Source organism: Streptomyces apricus (genome assembly GCF_008369065.1).
Lineage (GTDB): Bacteria > Actinomycetota > Actinomycetes > Streptomycetales > Streptomycetaceae > Streptomyces > Streptomyces apricus.
Window position 1 is genome coordinate 416,083 of the sequence record NZ_VDFC01000040.1, and the last position, 23,139, is coordinate 439,221.

General features: G+C 72.2%; 22 protein-coding genes. 11 read left to right on the top strand and 11 right to left on the bottom strand.

Going from position 1 to position 23,139, the window contains the following annotated elements; genetic code table 11:
- Positions 1-85 precede the first annotated feature (85 nt).
- A complete protein-coding gene (locus FGF04_RS14800) occupies positions 86-1,924 on the bottom strand; it encodes a phosphoenolpyruvate carboxykinase (GTP) (protein WP_149511764.1) in 1,839 nt (612 codons plus the stop codon).
- A 269-nt stretch (positions 1,925-2,193) separates the two neighbouring features.
- Here FGF04_RS14800 and trhA point away from each other — a divergent pair, with 269 nt between their 5' ends.
- The gene (trhA, locus tag FGF04_RS14805; protein WP_149511765.1) at positions 2,194-2,907 is read left to right on the top strand and encodes a PAQR family membrane homeostasis protein TrhA; all 714 of its coding nucleotides are present in this window, start codon (positions 2,194-2,196) and stop codon (positions 2,905-2,907) included.
- A 67-nt stretch (positions 2,908-2,974) separates the two neighbouring features.
- On the top strand, positions 2,975-3,703 hold the full coding sequence (locus FGF04_RS14810) for a Mut7-C RNAse domain-containing protein (protein ID WP_149511766.1): 729 nt from the start codon (positions 2,975-2,977) through the stop codon (positions 3,701-3,703).
- A 125-nt stretch (positions 3,704-3,828) separates the two neighbouring features.
- On the opposite strand, the gene FGF04_RS14815 is transcribed toward FGF04_RS14810, so the two are convergent.
- On the bottom strand, positions 3,829-5,868 hold the full coding sequence (locus FGF04_RS14815; RefSeq protein WP_149511767.1) for a thioredoxin domain-containing protein: 2,040 nt from the start codon (positions 5,866-5,868) through the stop codon (positions 3,829-3,831).
- A gap of 220 nt (positions 5,869-6,088) precedes the next feature.
- Between FGF04_RS14815 and FGF04_RS14820 the strand changes: the two genes are divergently transcribed.
- Entirely contained in the window at positions 6,089-9,292 is a 3,204-nt protein-coding gene (locus tag FGF04_RS14820) for a tetratricopeptide repeat protein (RefSeq protein ID WP_149511768.1), read from the top strand.
- A 63-nt stretch (positions 9,293-9,355) separates the two neighbouring features.
- Here the strand turns inward: FGF04_RS14820 and FGF04_RS14825 are convergent, their stop codons facing one another.
- On the bottom strand, positions 9,356-9,583 hold the full coding sequence (locus FGF04_RS14825; RefSeq protein WP_149511769.1) for a hypothetical protein: 228 nt from the start codon (positions 9,581-9,583) through the stop codon (positions 9,356-9,358).
- A 1-nt stretch (position 9,584) separates the two neighbouring features.
- Positions 9,585-10,445 carry a mycothiol conjugate amidase Mca gene (mca, locus tag FGF04_RS14830; RefSeq protein WP_188114124.1) on the bottom strand — a complete coding sequence of 287 codons (861 nt, stop codon included), beginning with the start codon at positions 10,443-10,445 and terminating at the stop codon, positions 9,585-9,587.
- Positions 10,446-10,591: 146 nt separating this feature from the next.
- On the opposite strand from mca, the gene FGF04_RS14835 reads away from it, so the two are divergent.
- Both FGF04_RS14835 and greA read left to right on the top strand, forming a co-directional pair.
- Positions 10,592-10,984, top strand: coding sequence for a DUF4307 domain-containing protein (locus tag FGF04_RS14835; protein WP_149511771.1), 393 nt, complete (start codon positions 10,592-10,594; stop codon positions 10,982-10,984).
- Positions 10,985-11,228: 244 nt separating this feature from the next.
- Entirely contained in the window at positions 11,229-11,726 is a 498-nt protein-coding gene (gene greA / locus FGF04_RS14840) for a transcription elongation factor GreA (RefSeq protein WP_149511772.1), read from the top strand.
- Between the two features lie 67 nt (positions 11,727-11,793).
- Here the strand turns inward: greA and FGF04_RS14845 are convergent, their stop codons facing one another.
- The 3 genes from FGF04_RS14845 to ilvA all read right to left on the bottom strand — a co-directional run bounded on the left by FGF04_RS14845 (position 11,794) and on the right by ilvA (position 15,121).
- On the bottom strand, positions 11,794-12,651 hold the full coding sequence (locus FGF04_RS14845) for an ABC transporter permease (protein ID WP_149511773.1): 858 nt from the start codon (positions 12,649-12,651) through the stop codon (positions 11,794-11,796).
- Positions 12,648-13,673: an ATP-binding cassette domain-containing protein gene (locus tag FGF04_RS14850; RefSeq protein WP_149511774.1), complete on the bottom strand. Its 1,026-nt coding sequence runs from the start codon at positions 13,671-13,673 to the stop codon at positions 12,648-12,650. The genes FGF04_RS14845 and FGF04_RS14850 overlap by 4 nt, the downstream gene beginning before the upstream one ends.
- A gap of 218 nt (positions 13,674-13,891) precedes the next feature.
- Positions 13,892-15,121, bottom strand: a complete 1,230-nt coding sequence (ilvA, locus tag FGF04_RS14855; RefSeq protein ID WP_149511775.1) for a threonine ammonia-lyase — start codon at positions 15,119-15,121, stop codon at positions 13,892-13,894.
- Between the two features lie 163 nt (positions 15,122-15,284).
- Here ilvA and FGF04_RS14860 point away from each other — a divergent pair, with 163 nt between their 5' ends.
- From FGF04_RS14860 to FGF04_RS14870, 3 genes are all read left to right on the top strand, one after another.
- On the top strand, positions 15,285-15,785 hold the full coding sequence (locus FGF04_RS14860) for a MarR family winged helix-turn-helix transcriptional regulator (RefSeq protein WP_188114125.1): 501 nt from the start codon (positions 15,285-15,287) through the stop codon (positions 15,783-15,785).
- A gap of 249 nt (positions 15,786-16,034) precedes the next feature.
- A complete protein-coding gene (locus tag FGF04_RS14865; RefSeq protein ID WP_149511777.1) occupies positions 16,035-16,544 on the top strand; it encodes a sigma factor-like helix-turn-helix DNA-binding protein in 510 nt (169 codons plus the stop codon).
- Positions 16,541-16,792: a hypothetical protein gene (locus tag FGF04_RS14870; protein WP_149511778.1), complete on the top strand. Its 252-nt coding sequence runs from the start codon at positions 16,541-16,543 to the stop codon at positions 16,790-16,792. The genes FGF04_RS14865 and FGF04_RS14870 overlap by 4 nt, the downstream gene beginning before the upstream one ends.
- Positions 16,793-16,852: 60 nt before the next feature.
- On the opposite strand, the gene FGF04_RS14875 is transcribed toward FGF04_RS14870, so the two are convergent.
- Complete coding sequence (locus FGF04_RS14875) at positions 16,853-18,007, bottom strand: cystathionine gamma-synthase (protein ID WP_188114092.1); 1,155 nt, start codon at positions 18,005-18,007, stop codon at positions 16,853-16,855.
- A gap of 154 nt (positions 18,008-18,161) precedes the next feature.
- On the opposite strand from FGF04_RS14875, the gene FGF04_RS14880 reads away from it, so the two are divergent.
- Complete coding sequence (locus tag FGF04_RS14880) at positions 18,162-19,280, top strand: hypothetical protein (protein WP_149511780.1); 1,119 nt, start codon at positions 18,162-18,164, stop codon at positions 19,278-19,280.
- A 32-nt stretch (positions 19,281-19,312) separates the two neighbouring features.
- Here FGF04_RS14880 and FGF04_RS14885 read toward each other — a convergent pair whose 3' ends face one another.
- Entirely contained in the window at positions 19,313-19,750 is a 438-nt protein-coding gene (locus tag FGF04_RS14885) for a hypothetical protein (protein WP_149511781.1), read from the bottom strand.
- Between the two features lie 272 nt (positions 19,751-20,022).
- Here FGF04_RS14885 and FGF04_RS14890 point away from each other — a divergent pair, with 272 nt between their 5' ends.
- Positions 20,023-20,616: a DUF4291 domain-containing protein gene (locus FGF04_RS14890; RefSeq protein ID WP_149511782.1), complete on the top strand. Its 594-nt coding sequence runs from the start codon at positions 20,023-20,025 to the stop codon at positions 20,614-20,616.
- 131 nt (positions 20,617-20,747) lie between these two features.
- Here the strand turns inward: FGF04_RS14890 and msrA are convergent, their stop codons facing one another.
- Positions 20,748-21,260 (bottom strand): peptide-methionine (S)-S-oxide reductase MsrA, encoded by a 513-nt coding sequence (msrA, locus tag FGF04_RS14895; RefSeq protein ID WP_149511783.1) that lies wholly within the window; start codon positions 21,258-21,260, stop codon positions 20,748-20,750.
- 249 nt (positions 21,261-21,509) lie between these two features.
- On the opposite strand from msrA, the gene FGF04_RS14900 reads away from it, so the two are divergent.
- On the top strand, positions 21,510-22,427 hold the full coding sequence (locus FGF04_RS14900; RefSeq protein WP_149511784.1) for a DUF5829 family protein: 918 nt from the start codon (positions 21,510-21,512) through the stop codon (positions 22,425-22,427).
- Positions 22,428-22,491: 64 nt separating this feature from the next.
- Here FGF04_RS14900 and FGF04_RS14905 read toward each other — a convergent pair whose 3' ends face one another.
- Positions 22,492-23,079 (bottom strand): DUF3455 domain-containing protein, encoded by a 588-nt coding sequence (locus FGF04_RS14905; RefSeq protein ID WP_149511785.1) that lies wholly within the window; start codon positions 23,077-23,079, stop codon positions 22,492-22,494.
- Positions 23,080-23,139 lie beyond the last annotated feature (60 nt).

The following is a 23,139-nucleotide window of genomic DNA, read 5'->3' on the forward strand; positions in this document are numbered from 1 at the left end:
GTTCCCCGCGCCCCTAGGTACCTAGGGGCGCGGGGAACTGCGCAACGGGGGTTCGGGGGCGGAGCCCCCGAGGAAGCGACGGGCCTCAGCCCAGGCGCTTCACCAGGGCCCGGTACTCGTCCCACAGTTCCGACGGCGTGTGGTCGCCGAACGTGTTCAGGTGGTCCGGCACCAGCGCCGCCTCCTCCCGCCACACCTCGGGATCGACGGTGAGGAGGAAGTCCAGCTCGGCCTCCGAGAGGCCGAGCCCCTCCGTGTCGAGCGCACCCTTCGCCGGCAGCACCCCGATCGGCGTCTCGACGCCCTCGGCCCGCCCGTCCAGCCGGTCCACGATCCACTTCAGGACCCGGCTGTTCTCACCGAAGCCGGGCCACACGAACTTCCCCGCGTCGTCCTTGCGGAACCAGTTCACGTAGTAGATCTTCGGGAGCTTCGCCTGGTCCTTGCCCTTGGCGACGTCGATCCAGTGCCCCATGTAGTCGCCCATGTTGTAGCCGCAGAACGGCAGCATGGCGAACGGGTCGCGGCGCAGCTCGCCGACCTTGCCCTCGGCGGCGGCGGTCTTCTCGGAGGCGACGTTCGCGCCGAGGAAGACGCCGTGGTTCCAGTCGAAGGACTCCGTCACCAGCGGGACGGCCGTGGCGCGGCGCCCGCCGAAGAGGATCGCGGAGATCGGCACGCCCCGCGGGTCCTCCCACTCGGGGGCGATGATCGGGCACTGCGCGGCGGGCACGGTGAAGCGGGCGTTGGGGTGCGCGGCCGGGGTGCCGGACTCCGGCGTCCAGTCGTTGCCCTTCCAGTCGGTCAGGTGGGCCGGGGTCTCCTCCGTCATGCCCTCCCACCAGACGTCGTTGTCGTCGGTGAGGGCGACGTTGGTGAAGACGGAGTTGCCCCACAGCGTCTTCATGGCGTTGGCGTTGGTGTGCTCGCCGGTGCCGGGCGCGACGCCGAAGAAGCCGGCCTCGGGGTTGATGGCGTACAGGCGGCCGTCCTCGCCGAAGCGCATCCAGGCGATGTCGTCGCCGATGGTCTCGACGGTCCAGCCGCGGACCGTCGGCTCCAGCATCGCGAGGTTCGTCTTGCCGCAGGCGCTCGGGAACGCGGCGGCCACGTACTTCGCCTCCCCCTGCGGGGGCGTGAGCTTCAGGATGAGCATGTGCTCGGCCAGCCAGCCCTCGTCGCGGGCCATGACGGAGGCGATGCGCAGGGCGTAGCACTTCTTGCCGAGCAGGGCGTTGCCGCCGTAGCCGGAGCCGTACGACCAGATCTCGCGGGTCTCCGGGAAGTGGGAGATGTACTTCGTGGGGTTGCAGGGCCACGGCACGTCGGCCTCGCCCTCCTCCAGCGGCGCCCCGAGCGTGTGCACGGCACGCACGAAGAATCCGTCGGAGCCCAGTTCGTCGAGGACCGGCTGACCCATCCGGGTCATGGTGCGCATGGAGACGGCCACGTACGCCGAGTCGGTGATCTCGACGCCGATGGCGGACAGGTCCGAGCCGAGCGGGCCCATGCAGAACGGGACGACGTACATCGTGCGCCCGCGCATCGAGCCGCGGAAGATCCCGCCGCTCCCCTCCTTGCCCCGGAAGACCTCGCGCATCTCCGCGGGGTCCTTCCAGTGGTTGGTCGGGCCCGCGTCCTCCTCCTTCTCGGAGCAGATGAACGTGCGGTCCTCGACCCGGGCGACATCGGTCGGGTCGGAGGCCGCGTAGTAGGAGTTCGGGCGCTTGATCGGGTCGAGCTTCCGGAAGGTGCCCTTGCGGACGAGCTCCTCGCTCAGTCGCTCGTACTCGGCCTCCGAGCCGTCGCACCAGACCACACGGTCCGGCTGCGTCAGTTCGGCGATCTCGTTGACCCACGAGACCAGTTCCTGGTGGGTGGTGGGGACGGTGGACGAAGGGGGAGCCGCGATGTCGCGCGCCACGATCGCTCCTAGATGAGGGGTTTTTTGTTTTTGTGCCCCGTGGGGGCTGCGACCCGGATGCTTCTCGTGACCGATCCCACCGGCCATTCCGGTGTATTTCGATCTCCCTGGCGCTCATCCGGTGCCGACCGCACTCATTTGATCATCCGACGGGTGCGCGCATATGTCCAGAGGGCCTCACACCTGAGCGGCGTGAGCATCACCACTCGGCATGCTTCTCACCGGGGGACCGGCGCGTAACCTACGGTTCCGTAGGTACGATGGATCCCATGACTGCGCCCAGTTCCGACGCCTCTACGGACACCCCTGTCGTCGACCGTGTCGCCGAAGCGCTCTCCCTGCCGCACCCGGTGAAACCGCACCTGCGCGGATGGCTGCACGCCGGCATGTTCCCGGTGGTCCTCGTCTCCGGCCTCGCGCTGACGGCCCTCGCCGGCTCGGCCCGCGCCCGCGGCGCCTGCGCGATCTTCGTGCTCACGGCCTGCCTGCTGTTCGGGGTCAGCGCGATCTACCACCGCGGGACGTGGAGCCCTCGCATGGACGGCGTGCTCCGCAGACTCGACCACGCGAACATCTTCCTGATCATCGCGGGCTCGTACACCCCACTGACGATGCTGCTCCTCCCGCAGGACAAGGGCCGCTGGCTGCTCTGGGGCATCTGGAGCGCCGCCCTCGCGGGCATCGCGTTCCGCGTCTTCTGGATCGGCGCCCCGCGCTGGCTGTACACCCCCTGCTACATCGCGATGGGCTGGGCGGCCGTCTTCTTCCTGCCCGACTTCATGCGGGCCGGCGGTGTCGCCGTACTGGTCCTGGTGATCGTGGGCGGGCTGCTCTACAGCGCGGGCGGCGTGATCTACGCGCTCAAGCGGCCCGACCCGTCGCCGCGCTGGTTCGGCTTCCACGAGGTCTTCCACTCGCTCACGCTCGCGGCGTTCATCGCGCACTACATCGGCATCTCGATCGTGGCCTACCGGCACGGATGACCGCGCCCGGCGAGGACGGCGGGAAACCCGGAGGCCGCGGGCCCGGCCCCCGTGCCATCCTGACGCGGTGAACGGACCGGAGATCCACATCGAATTCGCCCCCGGGCTACGGGTGTTCGTCCCGCACGGACGCCGGGCGGGGGCCACGCCGGTCACCACCGACGGCGTCTCCACGCTCGGGCACGTCGTGGAGTCGCTCGGGGTCCCGCTGACCGAGGTCGGGGAGCTGGTGGTGAACGGCGGCGCGGTGGCCGTGTCGCACGTGCCCGCGGCGGACGAGACCGTCGAGGTGCGCGCCGTCGAGCGGCCCCAGCCGGTGCCGGGCGCGCCGCTGCGGTTCCTGCTCGACGTCCACCTCGGCACGCTGGCGCGCCGGCTGCGGCTGCTCGGCGTCGACGCCGCGTACGAGTCGCTGGACATCGGCGACCCGGCGCTCGCGGCGCGCTCCGCCGCCGAGCGGCGGGTGATGCTCAGCCGGGACCGGGGGCTGCTGCGGCGGCGGGAGCTGTGGGCGGGCGCGTTCATCTACAGCACGCGTCCCGAGGAGCAGCTGCGGGACGTGCTCGGGCGGTTCGCCCCGCGGCTCGCGCCGTGGAGCCGGTGCACGGCCTGCAACGGGATGCTGCGACCGGCCACGAAGGAGGAGGTCGCGGGGCAGCTGGCGAGCGGGGCGCGCCGGTCGTACGACGTGTTCGCACAGTGCGGGGAGTGCGGGCGGGCGTACTGGCGGGGCGCCCACCACGCCCAACTGGAGGGAATCGTAGGCCGAGCCCTGGCCGAATTCGACCGCGCCTGAGCGGGGGCTGGTGGCGCAGTTCCCCGCGCCCCTAGGTACCTAGGGGCGCGGGGAACTGCGCAGTCTTTTGCCTTTAGGGGCGCGGGGAACGGCGCAATCTTTTAGGGGCGCGGGGAACTGCGCGATCAGCCACGACGCACCCGCACCTGCACCCGCAACAGATCGGGGTCGGTCGTCGGGACGTCGCACGRGAAGTTGCGGCAGACATAGGCCGTAGGGGCCCCACCGACCAGCACCCGGTCCGCGAGCAACGGCAGCTCCCCGCTGTCCGGGGTACCGACGGCGACGACCGCCCCCGGCGCCGTACCCAGCAGCGCCACCCGGTGGAGCTCCCGGGTGGCGGGATCCTCGGGCGCCCCCACGACGGCCACCTCCCGCGGCCCGTCCAGCTGCGCCTCCGCCGTCGCCAGCCCCCAGCCGATGAAGCGCGGGGCACGCGGCCCCAGCGCCTTCACCACACCCAGCGCCCGCTCCGCCGTGCGCCGGTGCGCCTCGGAGCCGGTCTGGGCCGCGTACCCCAGCAGCGCCCCGGCCGCGGCGCTCCACCCGGAGGGCGTCGCGTTGTCGGTCGGGTCCTGGGGCCGGCGGATGAGCTTCTCCGCGTCGGCCGCCGTGTCGTACAGCGCCCCCGACCCCTCGTCGGTGAACTGCGCCAGGACGTGGTCGAGCAGGAAGCCGGCGAACTCCAGCCAGACGCCCTCACCGGTCACCGAGGCCAGCGCGAGGAACCCCTCGGCGACGTCCGCGTAGTCCTCCAGCACGCCCGCGTGCGCGCCCGCCCGGCCGTCCTTGCTGGTGCGGGCGAGGCGCGCGTGCTCGTCCAGGTGCAGGCGCACCAGGAGGTCGGCCGCCCCGAGCGCCGCGTCGACCAGGTCGGGCCGGTCGAAGTACGCGCCGGTCTCGGCCAGCGCGGCGATCGCGAGGCCGTTCCAGGCGGCGACCACCTTGTCGTCGCGGCCGGGGGCGGGCCGCCGGTCCCGCGCCGCCTTCAGCCGGACCTTGATCGACTCGATGCGGGCGGCGTCGAACACGCCCTCGTCCTGCGGCAGTTGCAGGACGGAGGCGCCCTCCTCGAAGGTGCCCTCCGGCGTCACGCCGAAGTGGTCGGCGGCGAGCTGCGCGTCCTCGTCGCCGAGCACCTCGCGCAGCTGCTGCGGCGTCCACACGTAGTACGCGCCCTCGACGTGCCGGCCCGTGCCGTCGTCGCTGTCGGCGTCGAGCGCGGAGGCGAACCCGCCCTGCTCCGTGCGCAGTTCGCGGACCATGAAGTCGGCCGTCTCCAGGGCGACCCGGCGGGCCAGGTCCGAACCGGTGGACCGCCACAGGTGCGCGTACACCCGGCACAGCAGCGCGTTGTCGTAGAGCATCTTCTCGAAGTGCGGCACGACCCACTCGCGGTCGACCGAGTAGCGGGCGAACCCGCCGCCGAGCTGGTCGTAGATGCCGCCGCGGGCCATCCGCTCGCAGGTGTCGGCGGCCATCTGCAGCGCGCCCTCGGCGCCGGTGCGCGCGTGGTGGCGCAGCAGGAACTCCAGCACCATGGACGGCGGGAACTTGGGCGCCCCGCCGAAGCCGCCGTGCGCCGCGTCGTAGTCGCGGGTGAGCCCGAGCAGCGCCTGCGCGAGCTCGCCCTCGCCCGGCACCTGCGCGTCGCCGAAGCCGAACTCCCGTCCGGCGAGGTCGCGCACGATCTTCCCGGCCACCTCGGCGACCTCGTCGCGCCGGTCGGTCCAGGCGCTGTGCACGCCCTCCAGGACCTGCCGGAAGGAGGGGCTGCCGTGCCGCGGCTCGGGCGGGAAGTAGGTGCCGAAGTAGAACGGCTCGGCGTCGGCGGTGAGGAAGACGGTCATGGGCCAGCCGCCGTGGCCGGTGGCCGCCTGCACGGCCTCCATGTAGACGGCGTCGACGTCGGGCCGCTCCTCGCGGTCCACCTTGACGCTGACGAAGTGCGCGTTGAGGTAGTCGGCGGTCTCCTGGTCCTCGAACGACTCGTGGGCCATGACGTGGCACCAGTGGCAGCTGGAGTACCCCACGCTCAGCAGGACCGGCCGGCCCGTTCTGCGGGCCTCCTCGAAGGCCTCCTCCGACCAGGGCCACCAGTCGACGGGGTTGTCGGCGTGCTGCAGGAGGTAGGGGGACGTCTCGTCGGCCAGTCGGTTCGGCATGGGGTCCATCCTGCCGCAGTACCCACGGGGCGACGCGCATCACGGGGACACGTGGCGATCACCGGGTTCCGGCACGGGTGGAACGTGGGTAGGTCCTGGGTCCGGGCTGTTCGGACGGGCGTGCACATGCCAGTGGTGGCGCGGGTGGGTCTCTCGCCTTCCCCGCTCATCCGCAGGACACTCGACCGGGAAAGCCGTTGTCGGCGGAGGGGGACGCGATATGCGGGACGGCCATCGGGCGGAGGCCGAGCGGCTGTTGGTGCGGGCCGTCGAGGAGGAGGTCCGCCGTTCCGGCGGCCGGGTCGACGGGAGCGTCCTGCTGTCGCGGGCCCGGGCCTCGCTGGACACCATGGCGCGCACGGCCGACGAGGAGTACGACGCCTACACGAAGGCCCTGGACGAGGCCGAGGCGGGCCGGCTGTCCTTCGGGCAGCGCTACGCGCGCGAGGGCGCCGGGACCCCCCTGCTCGTGGCGGCCGCCGCGGCCCTCGCGGCCGTCGTGGCGGACCTCGCGCTCGGCACCGGGACGGGCGCAGCGGTGGGCGCCGGTGCGGTCGTCGGCGCGGTCGGCGCCGCGACGACGGTGGCCAAGGTGACCGCCTCCCACCTGCCGGCCGCGAGCCGCCGCGCGGGCGCCCTCGGCCAGCCGGGCGGCCCCGAACAGCTGCGCCTGGCCTGGCTCACCGCCCTGGAGGTCCGCGGCATCCGGCCGTTCTTCGACCAGCAGCGCGTCTACAACGCCGCCACCGGGGCGAAGAAGGGCGCGCCGCAGCTGCGGCGCACGGACAAGAGCGCGGCGGCCCGGCGGCGCAGCGTCCTGGAGCAGTCCTTCGGCCAACTCCCGGAGACCGACGACCTGTTCGCCGGACGCCGCCAGGAGCTGCGGCAGATCACGCAGTGGGTGCACGCGGCCCGCGCGAGCACGGAGACCCGGCCGACGGTGGTCGTCCTGCACGGGGCGCCCGGCTCCGGCCGCAGCACGCTCGCCGTCCGCGCCGCGCACGAGCTGAAGGACCAGTTCCGCGGCGCGTGCGTGGTGGACCTGCGCGGCGACAGCCCGGAGGAGGCGCCGCTGAGCACCCGCGACGCGCTGCTGCACCTGCTGAACCGGCTGGGCGCGCCCCGCGAGCAGTTGCTGTTCCGGGAGCGCTCCTCGCAGGACCAGCAGGTCAGACGGCTCGCCGAGCTGTACCACCAGCACCTGACCGGCCTGCCCGTGACGATCGTGCTGGACGACGCGGCCGACGTCGAGCAGGTGCGCACGCTGGTGCCCGAGCGCTCCGACAGCCTCGTCGTCGTCACCGCCCGCAAACCCCTGGACCTGCCCGCCGACCTGCCCGCCTGGGTGCACCAGCTCGCAGTGGAGCCGCTGGCGGCGCCGGGCGCCGAGGAGCTGCTGAAGGCCTGCGCGCAGGACGACTCCGCGCCGTACGACGCCGAGGCCTCGGACGAGATCAGGGAGCTGTGCGGCGGGCTCCCGCTGGCGCTGCGCGTGGCGGGCTCGTCGCTGGGCCCGCGCACCCCGCGCCGGCTCGCGAACGACCTGGCCGCGTACGGTCCGGTCGAGCCCGTCGAGCGGGCGCTGTGGCTGCGCTACACCGACCAGTCCGAGCCGGCCCGCCGGCTGCTGCGGCGGCTCGCGCTGGCGGGCCGCGCCTCGCTGGGCGCCGCCGCCGCGGCCGCCCTGCTCGCGGCGGACGAGCCGGAGGCGACCCGGCACCTGCAGGCCCTGTCCCGCGCGGGCCTGCTCGACCACGTGCGCGGCAGCCGCTACCGCCTGCACGACGCCGTACGCGCCTTCGCCCAGGCCCGTCTGCTCGACGAGGAGGAACCCGCCGAGCGCACCGCCGCGCAGGAACGTCTCATCGTGAACTACGGGGAGCTGGCCGACGCGGTGATCCGCCTGGTCGACGGCAAGACGTCGACGCGCGCCGACCAGTTCGGCCCGCACGGGTTCGCCTCGCTGGAGTCGGCCCTGCGCTGGCTGGACGACGAGTCGAGCTTCATCACGGCGGCCCTGCGGCACGCGGAGGGTGTGAACCAGGAGGCGGTGCTGAACCTCCTGGGCGCCCTGTGCGACTACTGCCTGCTGCGCGGCGACCTCTACCGCCTGGGGGAGATCAGCGAGCTGACGCAGGCCGTCGACCAGGGGCTGCTGGTGCGCTCGGTCCAGTGGCGCACGGGCATCGCGGCCCGCCAGCTCGGCGAACTCGACAAGGCCCGTACGACGCTGACGTCCGTGGTCGACCTCTACTTCGAGGCCCATCACGACGCGGGCGCGGCCCGGGCGCTGGGCTCGCTGGGGATCACCCTGCACCACCAGGGCAACCTCACCGGGGCGGCGGCGAAGCTGCAGGAGGCGCTGGACCTGCAGGCCTCCCCCGACCTCGCGGCGGACCGCGCCTGGACGATGCACGCGCTGGCGGCCGTCGAGCGGGACCGGGCCAGGCTCGGCGAGGCCCTGGACCTGCTCACCCGGGCCCTGGAGCTGCACCGCGAGGGCGAGTCCGTGCACGGCGAGGCGTGGGCGCACTTCCAGCTCGGCCAGCTGGGGCTGCGCATGGGCGACGTACCGCGCGCCGAGACCGAGCTGCGCGAGGCCCTGGCCCTGTACGGGCGCACGCGCGACGCGCGCGGCGAGGCCTGGGCGCTGACCCAGCTGGCCCGGGCCCGGATGGTCGACGGCGACCCGACCTCGGCCGTGGACGGTCTGCGCGCGGCGGCCGTGCGCCACCGCGAGAACGAGGACTCCCGGGGCGAGGCCTGGACGGTGTACTACCTGGGCCAGGCGCTGGAGGAGACGGGCGACCTGGACCAGGCCGTCCGTGAACTGGAGCGCTCCCGGACGATGTTCTCCCGCATCCGCGACGTGTACGGGCTGGCGTGCGCCCGCCACCACTCGGCGCGGGTGACCCGCGACCAGCGGGCGGCGCAGACGGGCTCCCTGCGCAACTCCGGCTTCGCCCGCCAGCTCCTGGTGGACGCGCGGGCCGACTTCCAGCGCATCGGCGTCGCCCACGGGGAGGCCTGGACCTGCCTGGAGCTGGCGGTGGTGGACGCGGGCAACGCCCGTACGCAGCCGGCCCTGACCCTGTGCGACGAGGCCGCCGCGCTGTTCGCCTCCTACGGCGACCGCCGCGGCGAGGACTGGGCCCGCTTCCTGCGCTGCACGCTGCTGCCGTACGCCTCCCCCGGCGGCGTCGAGGTCGGCACGGTCGTCGCCCAGGAGGAGCTGTCCCAGCTCGCGCGCACCGGCCACCCGGCCCGCGACGGGAAGCTCGACGACTGCATCGAGGCGTACCAGCTGTTCCTGGAGCGGGGCGCGGACCTGGAGTCCGGCTGGCAGGCCTGGCGCCTGGGCATGGTCCCGAACCGCCACGCACGCGAGGTGATGGGGGTGGCGGTCGCGGCACCGCGGACGTAGGGACGACCCGGTCCGGGCGATGCCCCGGGCATCACCTGAACCGGGCGGTCGCGCGCCCGGGGCTCAGCCCTTCGCGGGCGAGGCCTTCCCGGTGGGGGCGGGCTCCTTGGGGTCCGCCTCCTCCTTGAAGTCGACCTTGCCCATGTGCCGGTTCATGCTCTTCATCAGACCCCATACCGCCAGGGCCATCACCGCGAAGACGATGAAGCCGAGGACACCGGGGGTGACCTTGTTCTCGTCGACCTCCTTGGCGAGGGGGACGAGGTGCGTCAGTGCCAGGCTTGCGCTCATGTCAGACATTGTCCCGGATGCCCGCGAAGAGGTCGTCCTCGGGGAGGGAGGTGTCGACGAGGGACTTCGCCAGCTCGTACTCCTCGGTCGGCCAGACCTCCTTCTGGAGCTCCAGCGGGACGCGGAACCAGCCGCCGTCGGGGTCGATCTGCGTGGCGTGCGCGATGAGGGCCTTGTCACGGATCTCGAAGAAGTCCGCGCAGGGCACGTGCGTGGTCAGCGTGCGCTCGGCGCGCTCGAACTCGTCCCACCGCTTGAGCCAGTCCCCGTACGGCGACTCCATCCCCCGGTCCAGCAGGGCCCGGTGCAGCGCCTCGGTGCGGGGGCGGTTGAAGCCCTGGTTGTAGTAGAGCTTCTGCGGCCGGAAGGCCGGGCCGAACTCCGGCTCCGGGTACTTCTCGGTGTCGGCCGCGCCCTCGAACGCCACCATCGAGATCTTGTGGGTCATGATGTGGTCTGGGTGCGGGTACCCGCCGTTCTCGTCGTAGGTGGTGATCACCTGCGGACGGAAGGAGCGGATCTTCCGGACCAGCTCGCCGGCGGCCTTGTCGACGTCCTCCAGGGCGAAGCAGCCCTCGGGCAGCGGCGGCAGCGGGTCGCCCTCGGGCAGGCCCGAGTCCACGAAACCGAGCCACTCCTGCTGGACGCCCAGGATCTCGCGGGCCTCGTCCATCTCCTTCTTGCGCACCTCGTGGATGTGCTCCTCGACGTACGTGTCGCCCTGCAGTTTGGGGTTGAGGATGGAGCCGCGCTCCCCGCCCGTGCAGGTCACGACCAGCACGTCCACCCCCTCGGACACGTACTTCGCCATGGTGGCCGCGCCCTTCGACGACTCGTCGTCGGGGTGGGCGTGCACGGCCATCAGTCGCAGCTGGTCAGTCAAGACTCAATCCTCAGTAAGTCGGCGCCCTGGTGTGAAACGGGGCGGTCGTCACTTCTATAGTGACCGAATGGGCGGGTGAAAAATTCCGGGCCCCGGCTCCGCCCCCCGCCCCGGAAAGGACGACCATGAGTTCGGTGCAGTTGCCCGAGGGCCGCTACGGCCGCTCCGCGGACGAGCGCGCCGACCGCAAACTCAAGATCGTCGGTTCCGTGCTCGGGGTGGCTCTGCTCGCCCTGGTCGGTTTCTTCGCCCTCCACTACGTGGGCGGGAACAAGATCAGCGCCGAGGTCATCAGCTTCGAGCTCTCCGACTCCGCGGTGAAGGTGCACCTGGAGGTCCGCAAGGACTCGGGCGTCACGGGCTACTGCACGGTCCGCTCCCAGGCCGAGGACGGCGCCGAGGTCGGCCGCGCGGACTTCCGCTTCGACCAGGACGCGACCCGGGTGGACAAGGTCCTCACGCTGCGCACCACGGCCCCCGGCACCACCGCCGAGCTGCTCGGCTGCCACGCGGACTGACCGCGCACGGGGCGGGGCCGCGCACCGGCCGCGTACGGACGGGGCCGGTGGGGCGGGGCTTGCGTGACACCGACGGACATCGCTCCGACTCCTCATCCCTGACCTGCGCCGATGTAATTCTGGTGCCTTATGTCCTCCCCCTGGGGCCCGCGAATTGTTAGGCTCGTGGTTTCGCCCACCCGAGAAGGAACATTCTTCTGGGTAGGGCGATGCTTTGTATTCCCAGTACCTACGAGGAGCACCTGTGACCCAGACCAGCGAGAACGTCACCTGGCTGACCCAGGAGGCATACAACCAGCTCAAGGCCGAGCTGGAGTACCTGTCTGGTCCTGCGCGCACGGAGATCACAGCCAAGATCGCGGCCGCGCGCGAGGAGGGGGACCTGCGCGAGAACGGCGGGTACCACGCCGCCAAGGAGGAGCAGGGCAAGCAGGAGCTCCGGGTGCGCCAGCTGACCCAGCTCCTGGAGAACGCCAAGGTGGGCGAGGCTCCGGCGGCCGACGGCGCGGTGGCGCCCGGCATGGTCGTCACCATCGCCTTCGACGGCGACGAGGACGACACGCTCACGTTCCTGCTCGCCTCGCGTGAATACGCGAGCACCGACATCGAGACGTACTCGCCGCAGTCCCCGCTGGGCTCCGGCGTGAACGGCAAGAAGGTCGGCGAGGACGCCCAGTACGAGCTGCCGAACGGCAAGCTCGCCACGGTGAAGGTGCTCGAAGCCAAGCCGTACGCCGCGTAACCCCGTCCGCCGCGTCGCCCCGGCGAGCCCCCGGTGCCTGTGGCGCCGGGGGCTCTGCCGTGTCCGCTCAGCCGTCCGCCTGGCGGTACTTGCGCACCGCCAGGGTCCGGAAGAGGACGACGATCAGCACGGACCAGAGCACCGAGGCCCACACGGGATGCTGCATGGGCCAGGCACTGGAGTCCACCACCCCCGGGTTGCCGAACAGCACGCGGCACGCCTGCACCGTGGCGCTGAACGGGTTCCACTCGGCGATGTGCCGCAGCCAGGGGGTCATCTGACTGGAGTCCACGAAGGCGTTCGACACGAAGGTCACCGGGAACAGCCAGATGATCCCGCCCGAGGTCGCGGCCTCCGGGGTGCGCACCGACAGCCCGATCAGCGCGCCGATCCAGGTGAAGGCGTACCCCAGGAGCAGCAGCAGCCCGAAGCCGGCGATGATCCTGCCCGCGTTGGTCGGCTCCGCGGAGCCGGTGCGCCAGCCCACGAGCAGCGCGACGACCGCGAGGACGAGCAGGGTGATGGCGGTCTGCACCAGGTCGGCGACGGTCCGCCCGGTGAGCACCGCGCCGCGGGCCATCGGCAGGGAGCGGAACCGGTCGACGAGCCCCTTCTGCATGTCGTCCGCGATGCCGGCGGCGGAACCCGCCGTGGCGAACGTGACGGTCTGCGCGAAGATGCCCGCCATCAGGAAGTCCTTGTAGACGTCCGGGTCGGTGCTGTTCCCGATCTTCATCGAGCCGCCGAAGACGTACGTGAACAGCACCACGAACATCACCGGCTGGATGATCCCGAACAGGATCATCTCCGGGATCCGGGTCATCCGGATCAGGTTGCGCTTGGCGACGACCAGGGAGTCCCGGACGGACTGCCCGAGGGAGCCTCCCGGGATCGCGGTGCGCCCCGTCTCGGTCACGGCACTCACTTGGCTGCCTCCTTCTTGCGCTTGCGGCCCTTGGCGGCCTGGTCCTCGGTGGCGGCGCCCTCGCCGTTCTCCGTGTCCTTCGCCTCGGCGACGTGGCCGGTCAGGGAGAGGAAGACGTCGTCGAGGGTGGGGCGGCGCAGACCGATGTCGTCGATCTCGATGCCACGGGTGTCCAGCTCGCGGATGACCTCCGCCAGGAGCTTCGCGCCGCCGGTGACGGGCACGGTCAGACGGCGGGTGTGCTCCTCGACGGTGGTCTCGCCCTTGCCGAAGCCGCGCAGGACCTCGGTGGCGGTCGCGATGTGCTCGCGCTCGTGGACGACGACCTCCACGCGCTCGCCGCCGGTCTGCGCCTTGAGCTGGTCGGAGGTGCCGCGGGCGATGACCTTGCCGTGGTCGACGACGCAGATGTCGTGCGCGAGGTGGTCGGCCTCTTCGAGGTACTGCGTGGTCAGCAGCAGCGTCGTGCCGCCGGAGACCAGCTGCTTGATGACCTCCCACAGCTGCTGGCGGTTGCGCGGGTCGAGGCCGGTCGTCGGCTCGTCCATGAACATGACCGGCGGTGAGACGACGAGCGCCGCCGCCAGGTCCAGGCGGCGGCGCATGCCTCCGGAGTACGTCTTGGTCGTGCGGTCGGCGGCCTCGGTGAGGTTGAACTGTTCGAGCAGCTCGACCGCCCTGGCCTTCGCCTGCTTCGCCCGCATCTGGTAGAGCTGGCCGACCATGTGGAGGTTCTCGCGGCCGGTCAGGTATTCGTCGACCGCGGCGAACTGGCCGGACAGACCGATCGAGCGCCGTACCTCGTTCGGGTTCTTCAGTACGTCGATTCCCGCGACGACCGCCCTGCCGCTGTCGGGACGCAGCAGGGTGGTGAGGCAGCGGACCGCGGTGGTCTTGCCCGCTCCGTTCGGTCCGAGGAGGCCGAGGACCGTGCCCTCCGGGACATCGAGATCGACGCCGTCCAGAGCCCTTACGTCGCCGAAGGTCTTCACCAGACCTTCGGCGTAGATGGCGCCTGGCATGTGAGTCTCCCAAGTGGTTGGGGATCCAGCGGAAAAGTGGTGGGTGGGCGACCATGTTCGCCCGCTTCGCGCCGCCCGGCGAGCGAATATCGCTCCCCGCCGGGGCAGCCTGTGACGAGACACACACCATAACGCGATGTATCGCGTTTCCTCAAGTGGTTCTCCCGGCCGGTTCCGCCGCGTGCCGCTCCGCGCCGCACGGGCCGACGCGCCCGCCTTCAGTCGATGACCGTGTAACCCGCCTGCCGCAGCGCCGAGTTGACCTCGGCGCAGTGCTCGGGCCCCTTCGTCTCCAGGTGCAGCTCTACCTCCACCTCCGTGAGCCCCAGCCGGGGGTCGGTGCGTACGTGGCTCACGTCGAGGACGTTAGCGTCCACCACTGACAACACCCCCAGAAGTGTGGCGAGGGCGCCCGGGCGGTCCGTCAGCCGCAGCGTGACCGCGAGATAGCGGCCGTTCGCGGCCATGCCGTGCCGCAGGATGCGCTGCATCAGCAGCGGGTCCACGTTCCCGCCGGACAGCAGCGCGACGACCGGCCCCTCGAAGGCGTCCGGCTCGCTCATGATCGCCGCGACCGGGCTCGCGCCGGCCGGCTCGACGACCAGTTTGGCCCGCTCCAGGCAGAGCAGCAGCGCACTGGAGAGCGCGTCCTCGGAGACCGTGCGGACCTCGTCCACGAGATCGCCGATGAGGCGGAACGGCACGTCCCCGGGCCGTCCGACCTTGATCCCGTCGGCCATCGTCGCCGGGTTCTCGACCGACACCGGGCGCCCGGCCGCCAGCGAGGGCGGGTACGCGGCCGCGCCCGCCGCCTGCACCCCCACGATCCGCACGTCCGGCCGCAGCGCCTTCACCGCCACCGCGACCCCCGCCGCGAGACCGCCGCCGCCGATCCCCACGACGATCGTGCGCACCTCGGGGCACTGCTCCAGGATCTCCAGCCCGACCGTGCCCTGACCGGCGATGATGTCCGGGTGGTCGAAGGGGTGGATGAAGACCGCGCCCGTGCGCGCCGCGTACTCCTGGGCCGCGGCCAGCGTCTCGTCCACCACCGTGCCGTGCGAGCGCACCTCGGCGCCGTAGTGCCGGGTCGCCGCGACCTTGGGCAGCGGTGCGCCCGAGGGCATGAACACCGTCGAGCGCACCCCGAGCAGGGTGGAGGCCAGGGCGACGCCCTGCGCGTGGTTGCCGGCGCTCGCCGCGACGACCCCGGCGGCCCGCTCCTCGGGGAGGAGCCCGGCGATCCGCACGTACGCGCCGCGCAGCTTGAACGAACCCGTGCGCTGGAGGTTCTCGCACTTGAAGAGGACCGGCGCGCCCACCAGCCGGGACAGGTGCCTGCTGCCCTCCATGGCGGTCGTGCGCGCCACGCCCGAGAGCATCTTCTGCGCCCCCCGCACGTCGTCGAGGGTCACCGGCGGCAAGGAGTCGGCCGTGCGATAGCTCATGACCACCAGTCTCGCAGTTCACAGCGCGCGGCACCGGACGCGACCGACGGGCGAGATTGGGTTTGCCCAGCGCCCGTACGGTCCGCCTCCCGTCCGCGTACTCTGTCCCCCAACCCAGCCCCACGCATGAATAGAGCCCCCGGCCATGCCCACAACACCTGGAATGTCGATGGACATGACGACCGTCGGTGACACCGGTCTTCTCGAAACGCTGCAGCACGAGGTCGCGGTGTTCGCCCGCCGTGCCGAACAGACCCGGCTCGGCGGGGTCGGCCAGGTGCGCAACTCCATGGACCGCGCCGCGTACCTGCTGCTCAACCGCCTCGACAAGGAGGGACCGATGGGCGTCAAGGCACTCGCCGCGAGCATGGGCATCGACTCCTCCACGGTCACCCGCCAGGTCGCCCCGCTGGTCGACACCGGCCTCGTCAAGCGCACCTCCCACCCGGAGGACGGGCGCGCCGTGGTGCTCCAGCTGTCGCCGCGCGGGCTCTCCCGGCTGGACGAAGTGCGGTCCTCCAGGCGGCAGTTGATGGCCGAGCTGACCGAGGAGTGGTCCCCCGAGGAGCGCGAGGCCTTCTGCGCGCTCCTCACCCGCTTCAATGTCGCGCTCTCCACCCGGATGGCCGCGTCCCCGTCCGTGGACGCACCCGCCTCCACCTGAGGCGCCCTAAGGCGTCAACCTTCCGCACCGCGCGTACGCACCGGTGTCCGTACGCACCGGCCCGCCGCTCCGCACCGTCCCGTACCGTCCCGGGCGGTCCCGCACCGTCCCGTACCGGCCTGCCCCGTCTCGTACCGGCCTCTTGACCAGGGGCCCGCGCCTGGCCTCATATGAGACCGGGTCCCGGCGTGCGCGGCCGTCCTCGGCGTACGTCCCCGGGGGCCCGGTTCCCCACGGTCGGGAGGCGCGGTGCGAGAGCGGCAGGCGTCCCGGAACGCCCGCCGCACCCGGGAGTTCGAGGCGTTCGTCGCGGGTGCGGGAGGGCGGCTGCTGCACACCGCGACCCTGCTCACCGCGGAGCCGCGCAACGGCAACCCGCGCGCGCGGCGCCTGCTCACCGCGTCCCTGGCCCACACGTACGCCGTCTGGGACCGGCTGCACGGCGAGGACCCCTACGACCGGACCCGGCAGTACCTGGCGGTGCGCTTCGCGCGCGGGGCCTGGCACCAGTACGGGGGCCCGGTCCGGGTGCTCCTGCGCGGGCGCGCCGTCCCGGACGGCGTCCTGCGCAACCTCACCCCCCAGGAACGGCTGATCCTGGTCCTGCGCATGTACGAGGGCGTCGCGGAGGAGCAGGCCGCGGCGCTGCTGGGGCTGCCGGCCGAGCGCGTACGGGTGATCTGCGCGCGGGCCATGGCGACGCTGCTGCACCCGCCGCGCGAGGGCGCCGCGCCGATCGCGAAGGTGGTGCCGTCATGAGCCCGGTGAGCCGCAGGGAGGCCGACGTCCGGCGGATCCTGGACGGGTCGCAGCCGTCCGTCCCCCCGGACCTCTGTACGGAGGCGGTCCGCAGGGGCGGCCGGATGCTGCGCCGCCGGAGGGCCGCCCGCCGGCTGGTGTGGCTGCTGCTGCTCGCGGCGGCCGTGGCGTTCGTGGTGTGGATGTCGGTCGCCCGGCCGTGGGTGGAGCCGCCGTCGGAGACGACTCCACCGCTGACGGGCTGGTGAGCCGGCGGGTGGGCCGGGTGGTCGGCGGACCGGGGTCCGCCGGGGCCCGTCGGGGTGCCGCTAGCCCAGGGCCTGCTTGAGGTCCTCAAGGAGGTCGTCGACGTTCTCGATGCCCACGGAGAGGCGCACCAGGTCGGCGGGCACCTCCAGGAGGGACCCGGCGACGGACGCGTGCGTCATGCGCCCCGGGTGCTCGATCAGGGACTCGACGCCGCCCAGGGACTCCCCCAGGGTGAACACCTTGGCGCGGTTGCAGACCTCGACGGCCGCCTCCTCGCCGCCCTCGACGCGGAAGGAGACCATGCCGCCGAACGACCGCATCTGCTTGGCGGCGGTCTCGTGGCCGGGGTGCTCCGGCAGGCCCGGGTACAGCACGTGCGTCACGCGCGCGTGCCGGGTGAGCATCTCGGCGACCTTGGTGGCGTTCTCGCTGTGCCGGTCCATGCGGACAGCGAGCGTCTTGATGCCGCGCAGCACCAGCCAGGCGTCCATGGGGCCGGCCACCGCGCCCATGGCGTTCTGGTGGTAGGCGAGCTCCTCGCCGAGCTCCTGGTCGGCGACCACGAGCGCACCGCCGACGACGTCCGAGTGGCCGCCCATGTACTTGGTCAGCGAGTGCACGACGACGTCCGCGCCGAGCGAGAGCGGCTGCTGGAGGTAGGGGCTGGCGAAGGTGTTGTCGACGACCAGCTTCACCCCCGCCTCGCGCGCGACGTGCGAGAGCGCGGCGATGTCGGTGATGCCGAGGAGCGGGTTGGAGGGGGTCTCCACCCAGATCGCCTTGGTGTTCGGGGTGATGGCGTCCCGTACGGCCGCGGGGTCGCTGGTGTCGGCGACCGACCACTCCACGCCCCACCGCGAGACGACCTTCGCGAACAGGCGGAACGTGCCGCCGTACGCGTCGTTGGGGATGACCACGTGGTCGCCGGGGCCGAGCAGCGTACGCAACAGGCAGTCCTCGGCCGCCAGTCCGGACGCGAACGCGAGCCCGCGGCGGCCGCCCTCCAGGGCCGCGAGGTTCTCCTCCAGGGCCGTCCTGGTCGGGTTGGCGCTGCGGCTGTACTCGTAGCCGCCGCGCAGGCCGCCGACGCCGTCCTGCTTGTAGGTCGACACCTGGTAGATCGGCGGGACGACCGCGCCGGTCAGGGGATCGGCGGTGTTGCCCGCGTGGATCGCCACGGTTTCGAAATGCTGGCTGATGTGCCTGTCGCTCATGGGCACCGAGGGTAGTCCGCCCACGGGCGTGGTGACGGCGGACGTGGCGCGGGGCGCGCCACCGCCGGGCCCTTCCCGGGTCCTTCCCAGGGTTTTCCACAGGATTCGCCGACCTGGTTGGCCAATTGTCGGACGCGTCTGGTTCGCTTGTGGCATGGAGATTCTCTGGGTCCTGATGGCGCTGCTCATGATCGGGTTCGCCCTGGGGCCGATCATGATGCGCAGGCGTGCCGGCATCCAGCAGGTCGCCCCCGGCGACCCGGACGCCGCCGACCCGGCGAACTACGGCTTCCTGCGCCAGGAGGAGCTGGACATCCGCATGCCCGGCCCCGACGAGGACCTGCTGGAGGTCCTGGACCTGGTGCAGCGCACGCAGGACCACCGCGCGGCCTCGCAGCTCCTGGCCGGTACGGAGACGGAGGGCGAGCGGCGCTGGCAGCGCGTCCAGGCCTTCGCGGGCGCGGCCTCGCTCGAACTGCAGCAGCGCCCCGGCGGCGTGAGCGACAGCCCGGGCGGGCAGTGGCTGCGGGTGTGGCGGGCCGAGCAGGCCAAGGACGCGGGCGGCGCCGCCGTGCACGCGGAGTTCCTGGTGCAGCAGGCGTGGCGTACGTCGTCGCCGGGGACGGACGAATTCCGGATCATCATGGAGGAGGCGCGGTCGGCCTGCGGCGACGCGGCGCTGCTGGCTCCGGGCGACCCGATCCCGTACATCATCGAGCTGTCGGTGGCCCGCGGGCTGGGGTACTCGCAGCCGGAGTTCGAGAAGCTCTGGCTGAAGATCCTGGACCGCGACCCCGCGCACATGGGGGCGCACCTGGCGGCGCTGCACTACTGGTGCGAGAAGTGGCACGGCTCGCGGGAGACGGCGTACTCGTTCGCGGAGGCGGCCGCGGCGCGCGCCCCCAAGGGCTCGCTGCTGGCGGCCATGCCGCTGTTCGCGGTCTTCGAGCACCTCCCCGAGGTCAACCTGGTGAGCGGCTTCTACGAGAGCGAGGTCGTGACCAGGGCGATCCACGGCGCGCTGTACGCGGTGCACTCCGCGCGCCCCGACGACCCGATGCTCGCCCACGTCCGCCATCTGCTGATCTTCTTCCTGGTCCGCAGCGAGCGCTGGTCGGAGGCGATGGACCAGCTGGTGCACGTGGACGGCCACGTGGGCGCCCTGCCCTGGACCCTGACCCGCGACCCGGCGGCGGACTACGCGGTGTACCGCGCGCTGGCGGTGGCAGGCTACGAGGCGAACGGCGGAAGCCCGGCAACACTGTCGCGCTGAGCGCGCGACGGGGAACCGGCCGCCCGACGGAATCAGGCGGACGGCTCACGGCTGAAGGTGCTCATGTTGGCGCAGTCGTCGGGGTCGCCCACCCACGCGTACAGCCGTGGATCGGCACGGTCGCCACTGATGTCGAACCCGGATCCGTAGGTACCAGGGACGCCCACCTCGTAGTCGTTGATCTCGTCGAAGGCGAGCCTGACGTCGAAGTCGTCGCGACCGCCGTCGCCGAGCTCCCACCGCCCACCGCCCCTCCTGCGGTCCACGGGCCCCGTCGCCTCGTCCAGATCGGCGGGCCACGCCACCGTCGCGAAGGAGCCGTCGGCCCGCAGGGTCACCGAGCTCCCCGACGGGTTGCGGTAGGTGCCGAACAGGTCGGCGGCGGCCAGGTCACCGGGCCGGCCGCCCTCCCCGGCACACGCCTCGTACCGGGCGAAGCACCCGGTCACGGTGGACGCGAGAACCACCACGACCGCACAGGGCCACACCCCGCGCCTCCACCACATCACGCCCCCGCACCCCTCATACCTCCCGCGCATTGTTCCACCGCAGCTCACACCGCGATCGACCGCGGCACGGCAACGCGCCGGCGGTCACGAACCGACCGCCCCGCCACGGGGAGAAGGAAGGGAACTGCGGCTTGTCGAACACCCGCCTCGAACCGTCGTCCTTCAGCTGAGAACCGTTCCCCCGCGCCGAAAATCGGTGGTCCCCCGCGCCCGGCGGCCCGACCCTGTACCTCATGGAACGACCTCAGCATGAGATCCGCGCGGCCTACGGGGCGTCCACTGTCACCGTCTATCAGGCCTACTCCCCGGAGCTGGGTCTGCCCGCCGTCCGTGAGGGGCGGTTTCCGAGTGCGTGGAAGCGGGACAGGATGACGTGGATCAAGCCGTCGTTCCTGTGGATGATGTACCGCTGCGGCTGGGGCACCAAGGAGGGGCAGGAGAGCGTCCTCGCCGTCGAGATCCGCCGGGACGGCTTCGAGTGGGCGCTGCGGCACGCCTGTCTGTCGGGTTACGTCCGCGGGGTGCACCCCGACCGGGACGCCTGGCGGCGTCAGCTGAAGCGTGCGCCCGCCCGCGTGCAGTGGGACCCCGAGCGGGACCTGCACCTGCGCCCGCAGCCGTACCGGTCCCTGCAGCTGGGGCTCTCGGGTGAGGCCGTACGGCGCTACGCGGACGAGTGGACGGTCGCCATCCGCGACGTGACCCCGCTCGCCCGCGAGATCCGCTCCCTCGTCGGCAGGGGTGACCTGGCCTCGGCGACCCGGCTGCTGCCGCAGGAACGCCCGTATCCCGCGGCGGACGAAGCACTCGCCCACCTTCTGGGATGACGGGACGGGGTCCCGGTCCCGTGCCCCGTGAGTGCCGTGTGAGACGGGGAGGTGGCTGAGAGCGCAGCGGGGCGCCGGCCACCGGTTGTGATCCGGTGGACAGCGCCCCGTCCGGGTGCGTGCGGGTGCGGTCAGCTCTCCGCGCGGGCCGGCAGGCGCCAGCCCGGGCGCGGGAAGTGGCAGGTGTAGCCGTCCGGGTAGCGCAGCAGGTAGTCCTGGTGCTCGGGCTCGGCCTCCCAGAAGGGGCCGACCGGCTCCACCTCGGTGACGACCCGGCCGGGCCACAGCCCGGAGGCGTCCACGTCCGCGATCGTGTCCTCGGCGATCCGCTTCTGCTCGTCGTCGACGTAGTAGATCGCCGAGCGGTAGCTGAGGCCGATGTCGTTGCCCTGGCGGTTCTTGGTGCTCGGGTCGTGGATCTGGAAGAAGAACTCCAGGATCGCGCGGTAGTCGGTCACCTCGGGGTCGAAGAGGATCTCGATGGCCTCCGCGTGCGTGCCGTGGTTCCGGTACGTCGCGTTCGGCACGTCCCCGCCGGTGTAGCCGACCCGGGTCGCGGTCACGCCCGGGAGCCGGCGGATCAGGTCCTCCATCCCCCAGAAGCATCCGCCCGCCAGCACGGCCCTCTGCGTCTGCGCAGCCATCGCGACCCTCCATCTTCCTGTCATCCAGATCATCCAGGTCCCGGCACCGCCCGTCTCGCACCCGGCCGGCACCCTGCCCACTCCCCACAACGCATCGAGGGGCCGGGCGATTCCGCACACCACCGGCGGACGGGAAAGCAGCCGGCCCCGTCGTCGTCCGTCGAACGTTTCGAGCCCGGTCGAAAAGAACAGCGGCCACATCCCTCCCGTTCTACGATCCCTCGCATGCTGATTCGTCGGACATTACGGATGATCATCGTGCTGGCCCTGGCCCTCGCCGGAGCCGTCGGGGGCGGGGTGGCGACCGCGCAGGCCGAGGACGGCCGGTCGCCGCACGAGCGGCAGTTGCTGTTCCACAACCACTCCTACGGCGTCCTGGACCGGGAGACCGCCGACGCCATCGAGCACTCCGCCTACCTGCGGGACTTCGCCAACTTCCAGGTCCGCACCACCACCGGTACCGGCGGGCAGACCTGGACCGGCCGCTACCTGATGGGCCGCGAGACCTACCTGGAACTGTTCGGGGTCGGTGACCTCCCGGGCCAGGACGGCACCCTGGGCTCCGCCGGGCTGGGCCTGTCGACCGAGCGGGCGGGCGACCTGGCGACGGTCACCGAGCGGCTGAAGGACGAGGGCGTCGCGGAGCCCGTCGGGTTCCTCCAGACCCGGGACTTCGGCGACGGTGTGCCCGTGCCCTGGTTCGACGCCGTCCTCACCACCACCACGTACGACGCCTTCGGCGCCTGGGCGATGGAGTACCGGCCGGAGTACTTCGCCGATCCGCGCGGCAACACGGAACCGGCGGCCTTCCCCGGTGACGTCGGCCGCGAGCGCTACCTCTCCGACGACTACCGCACGCATCTGATGCGTGACGTCACCGCCGTCCACCTCGCGGTCACCGAGGGCGATCTCGCGGACACCGTACCGCTGCTGCGGGCCGGCGGGTTCACCGTCAGGACCGTTACGGGCGGCGTCGTGGCGGAGCGAGGGGGAACCACCGTCCGGTTCGAGGCCGTGCCACGCGGGCGGGCGGGACTGCAGCGGGTCGAGATGTCGCTCAACCGGCCGCTGAAGGGCCGCCACGTGGAACGGATCGGCAACTCGACCCTCACGGTCGGCCCCGGCAGCAGCGCCACGTGGGCGTTCCGCGACAACGGCACCCGGTAGACGGCGAGCGGCCGGCAGGTGCGCCCCCRCCGCCAGGAGGAGGCGCACCTTCACGCCGGGCCCGTCACTTGGCGGGCTTGTAGAACGTGTACGTGGCCGAGTACGGGACGCTGACCTGGTCGGTGCCCGTGCAGGCCGTCGTGGGGGCGACGCCGCCCGCCGTGCCGAGGCGCTGGATGTAGGAGACGTCCGCGAAGACGCCGGTGCCGCGGGTGGAAGTCGCCTGGAGGAGGAGCTCGGGGATGGTGCCGGTCTTGGGCGACGTGGCGACGGCGGCGGCGTTCACGGCGCTGCCGTCCACCGTGGACACCCAGACGGGACCGCGCGAGTGGAGGGCGACGGAGCGGCGGGAGGGGTCCTTCCTGGCCCAGAGGGTGGCCGCGGGCTCCAGCAGCTTCCAGGCGCCGTCGGTGCAGGTGTAGGTCTGGACGCCCGAGGCGGAGTAGACCCCGGTGAGCCGGTTGCCGTCGGGGACCTTCAGGACGTCGGGCACCTCAGCGCCGACGCGCAGCCCCCGCGAGGACTGCGCGGACGACGCGGACTGCGTCGACTGCGCCGACTCGGACTGCGCGGCCGACACGCCGGTGAGCGTGCCGACGGTGACGGCGGCGAGGGCCGTGGTGGTGAGAGCGAGACGTTTGGCGGACTTCATCGGATGGGTCTCCAGGACGATTCGTTGCGAGGGGGGATCGCATTCGGAGCCGCGTACGAG

Excerpts from the sequence above, each read along its gene's own strand:
- trhA (WP_149511765.1), top strand. The coding sequence starts at position 2,194 with ATGACTGCGCCCAGTTCCGACGCCTCTACGGACACCCCTGTCGTCGAC.
- FGF04_RS14820 (WP_149511768.1), top strand. The coding sequence starts at position 6,089 with ATGCGGGACGGCCATCGGGCGGAGGCCGAGCGGCTGTTGGTGCGGGCC.
- FGF04_RS14825 (WP_149511769.1), bottom strand. The coding sequence starts at position 9,583 with ATGAGCGCAAGCCTGGCACTGACGCACCTCGTCCCCCTCGCCAAGGAG.
- mca (WP_188114124.1), bottom strand. The coding sequence starts at position 10,445 with ATGGCCGTGCACGCCCACCCCGACGACGAGTCGTCGAAGGGCGCGGCC.
- FGF04_RS14835 (WP_149511771.1), top strand. The coding sequence starts at position 10,592 with ATGAGTTCGGTGCAGTTGCCCGAGGGCCGCTACGGCCGCTCCGCGGAC.
- FGF04_RS14850 (WP_149511774.1), bottom strand. The coding sequence starts at position 13,673 with ATGCCAGGCGCCATCTACGCCGAAGGTCTGGTGAAGACCTTCGGCGAC.
- ilvA (WP_149511775.1), bottom strand. The coding sequence starts at position 15,121 with ATGAGCTATCGCACGGCCGACTCCTTGCCGCCGGTGACCCTCGACGAC.
- FGF04_RS14860 (WP_188114125.1), top strand. The coding sequence starts at position 15,285 with ATGTCGATGGACATGACGACCGTCGGTGACACCGGTCTTCTCGAAACG.
- FGF04_RS14870 (WP_149511778.1), top strand. The coding sequence starts at position 16,541 with ATGAGCCCGGTGAGCCGCAGGGAGGCCGACGTCCGGCGGATCCTGGAC.
- FGF04_RS14875 (WP_188114092.1), bottom strand. The coding sequence starts at position 18,007 with ATGAGCGACAGGCACATCAGCCAGCATTTCGAAACCGTGGCGATCCAC.
- FGF04_RS14880 (WP_149511780.1), top strand. The coding sequence starts at position 18,162 with ATGGAGATTCTCTGGGTCCTGATGGCGCTGCTCATGATCGGGTTCGCC.
- FGF04_RS14890 (WP_149511782.1), top strand. The coding sequence starts at position 20,023 with ATGGAACGACCTCAGCATGAGATCCGCGCGGCCTACGGGGCGTCCACT.
- msrA (WP_149511783.1), bottom strand. The coding sequence starts at position 21,260 with ATGGCTGCGCAGACGCAGAGGGCCGTGCTGGCGGGCGGATGCTTCTGG.
- FGF04_RS14900 (WP_149511784.1), top strand. The coding sequence starts at position 21,510 with ATGATCATCGTGCTGGCCCTGGCCCTCGCCGGAGCCGTCGGGGGCGGG.
- FGF04_RS14905 (WP_149511785.1), bottom strand. The coding sequence starts at position 23,079 with ATGAAGTCCGCCAAACGTCTCGCTCTCACCACCACGGCCCTCGCCGCC.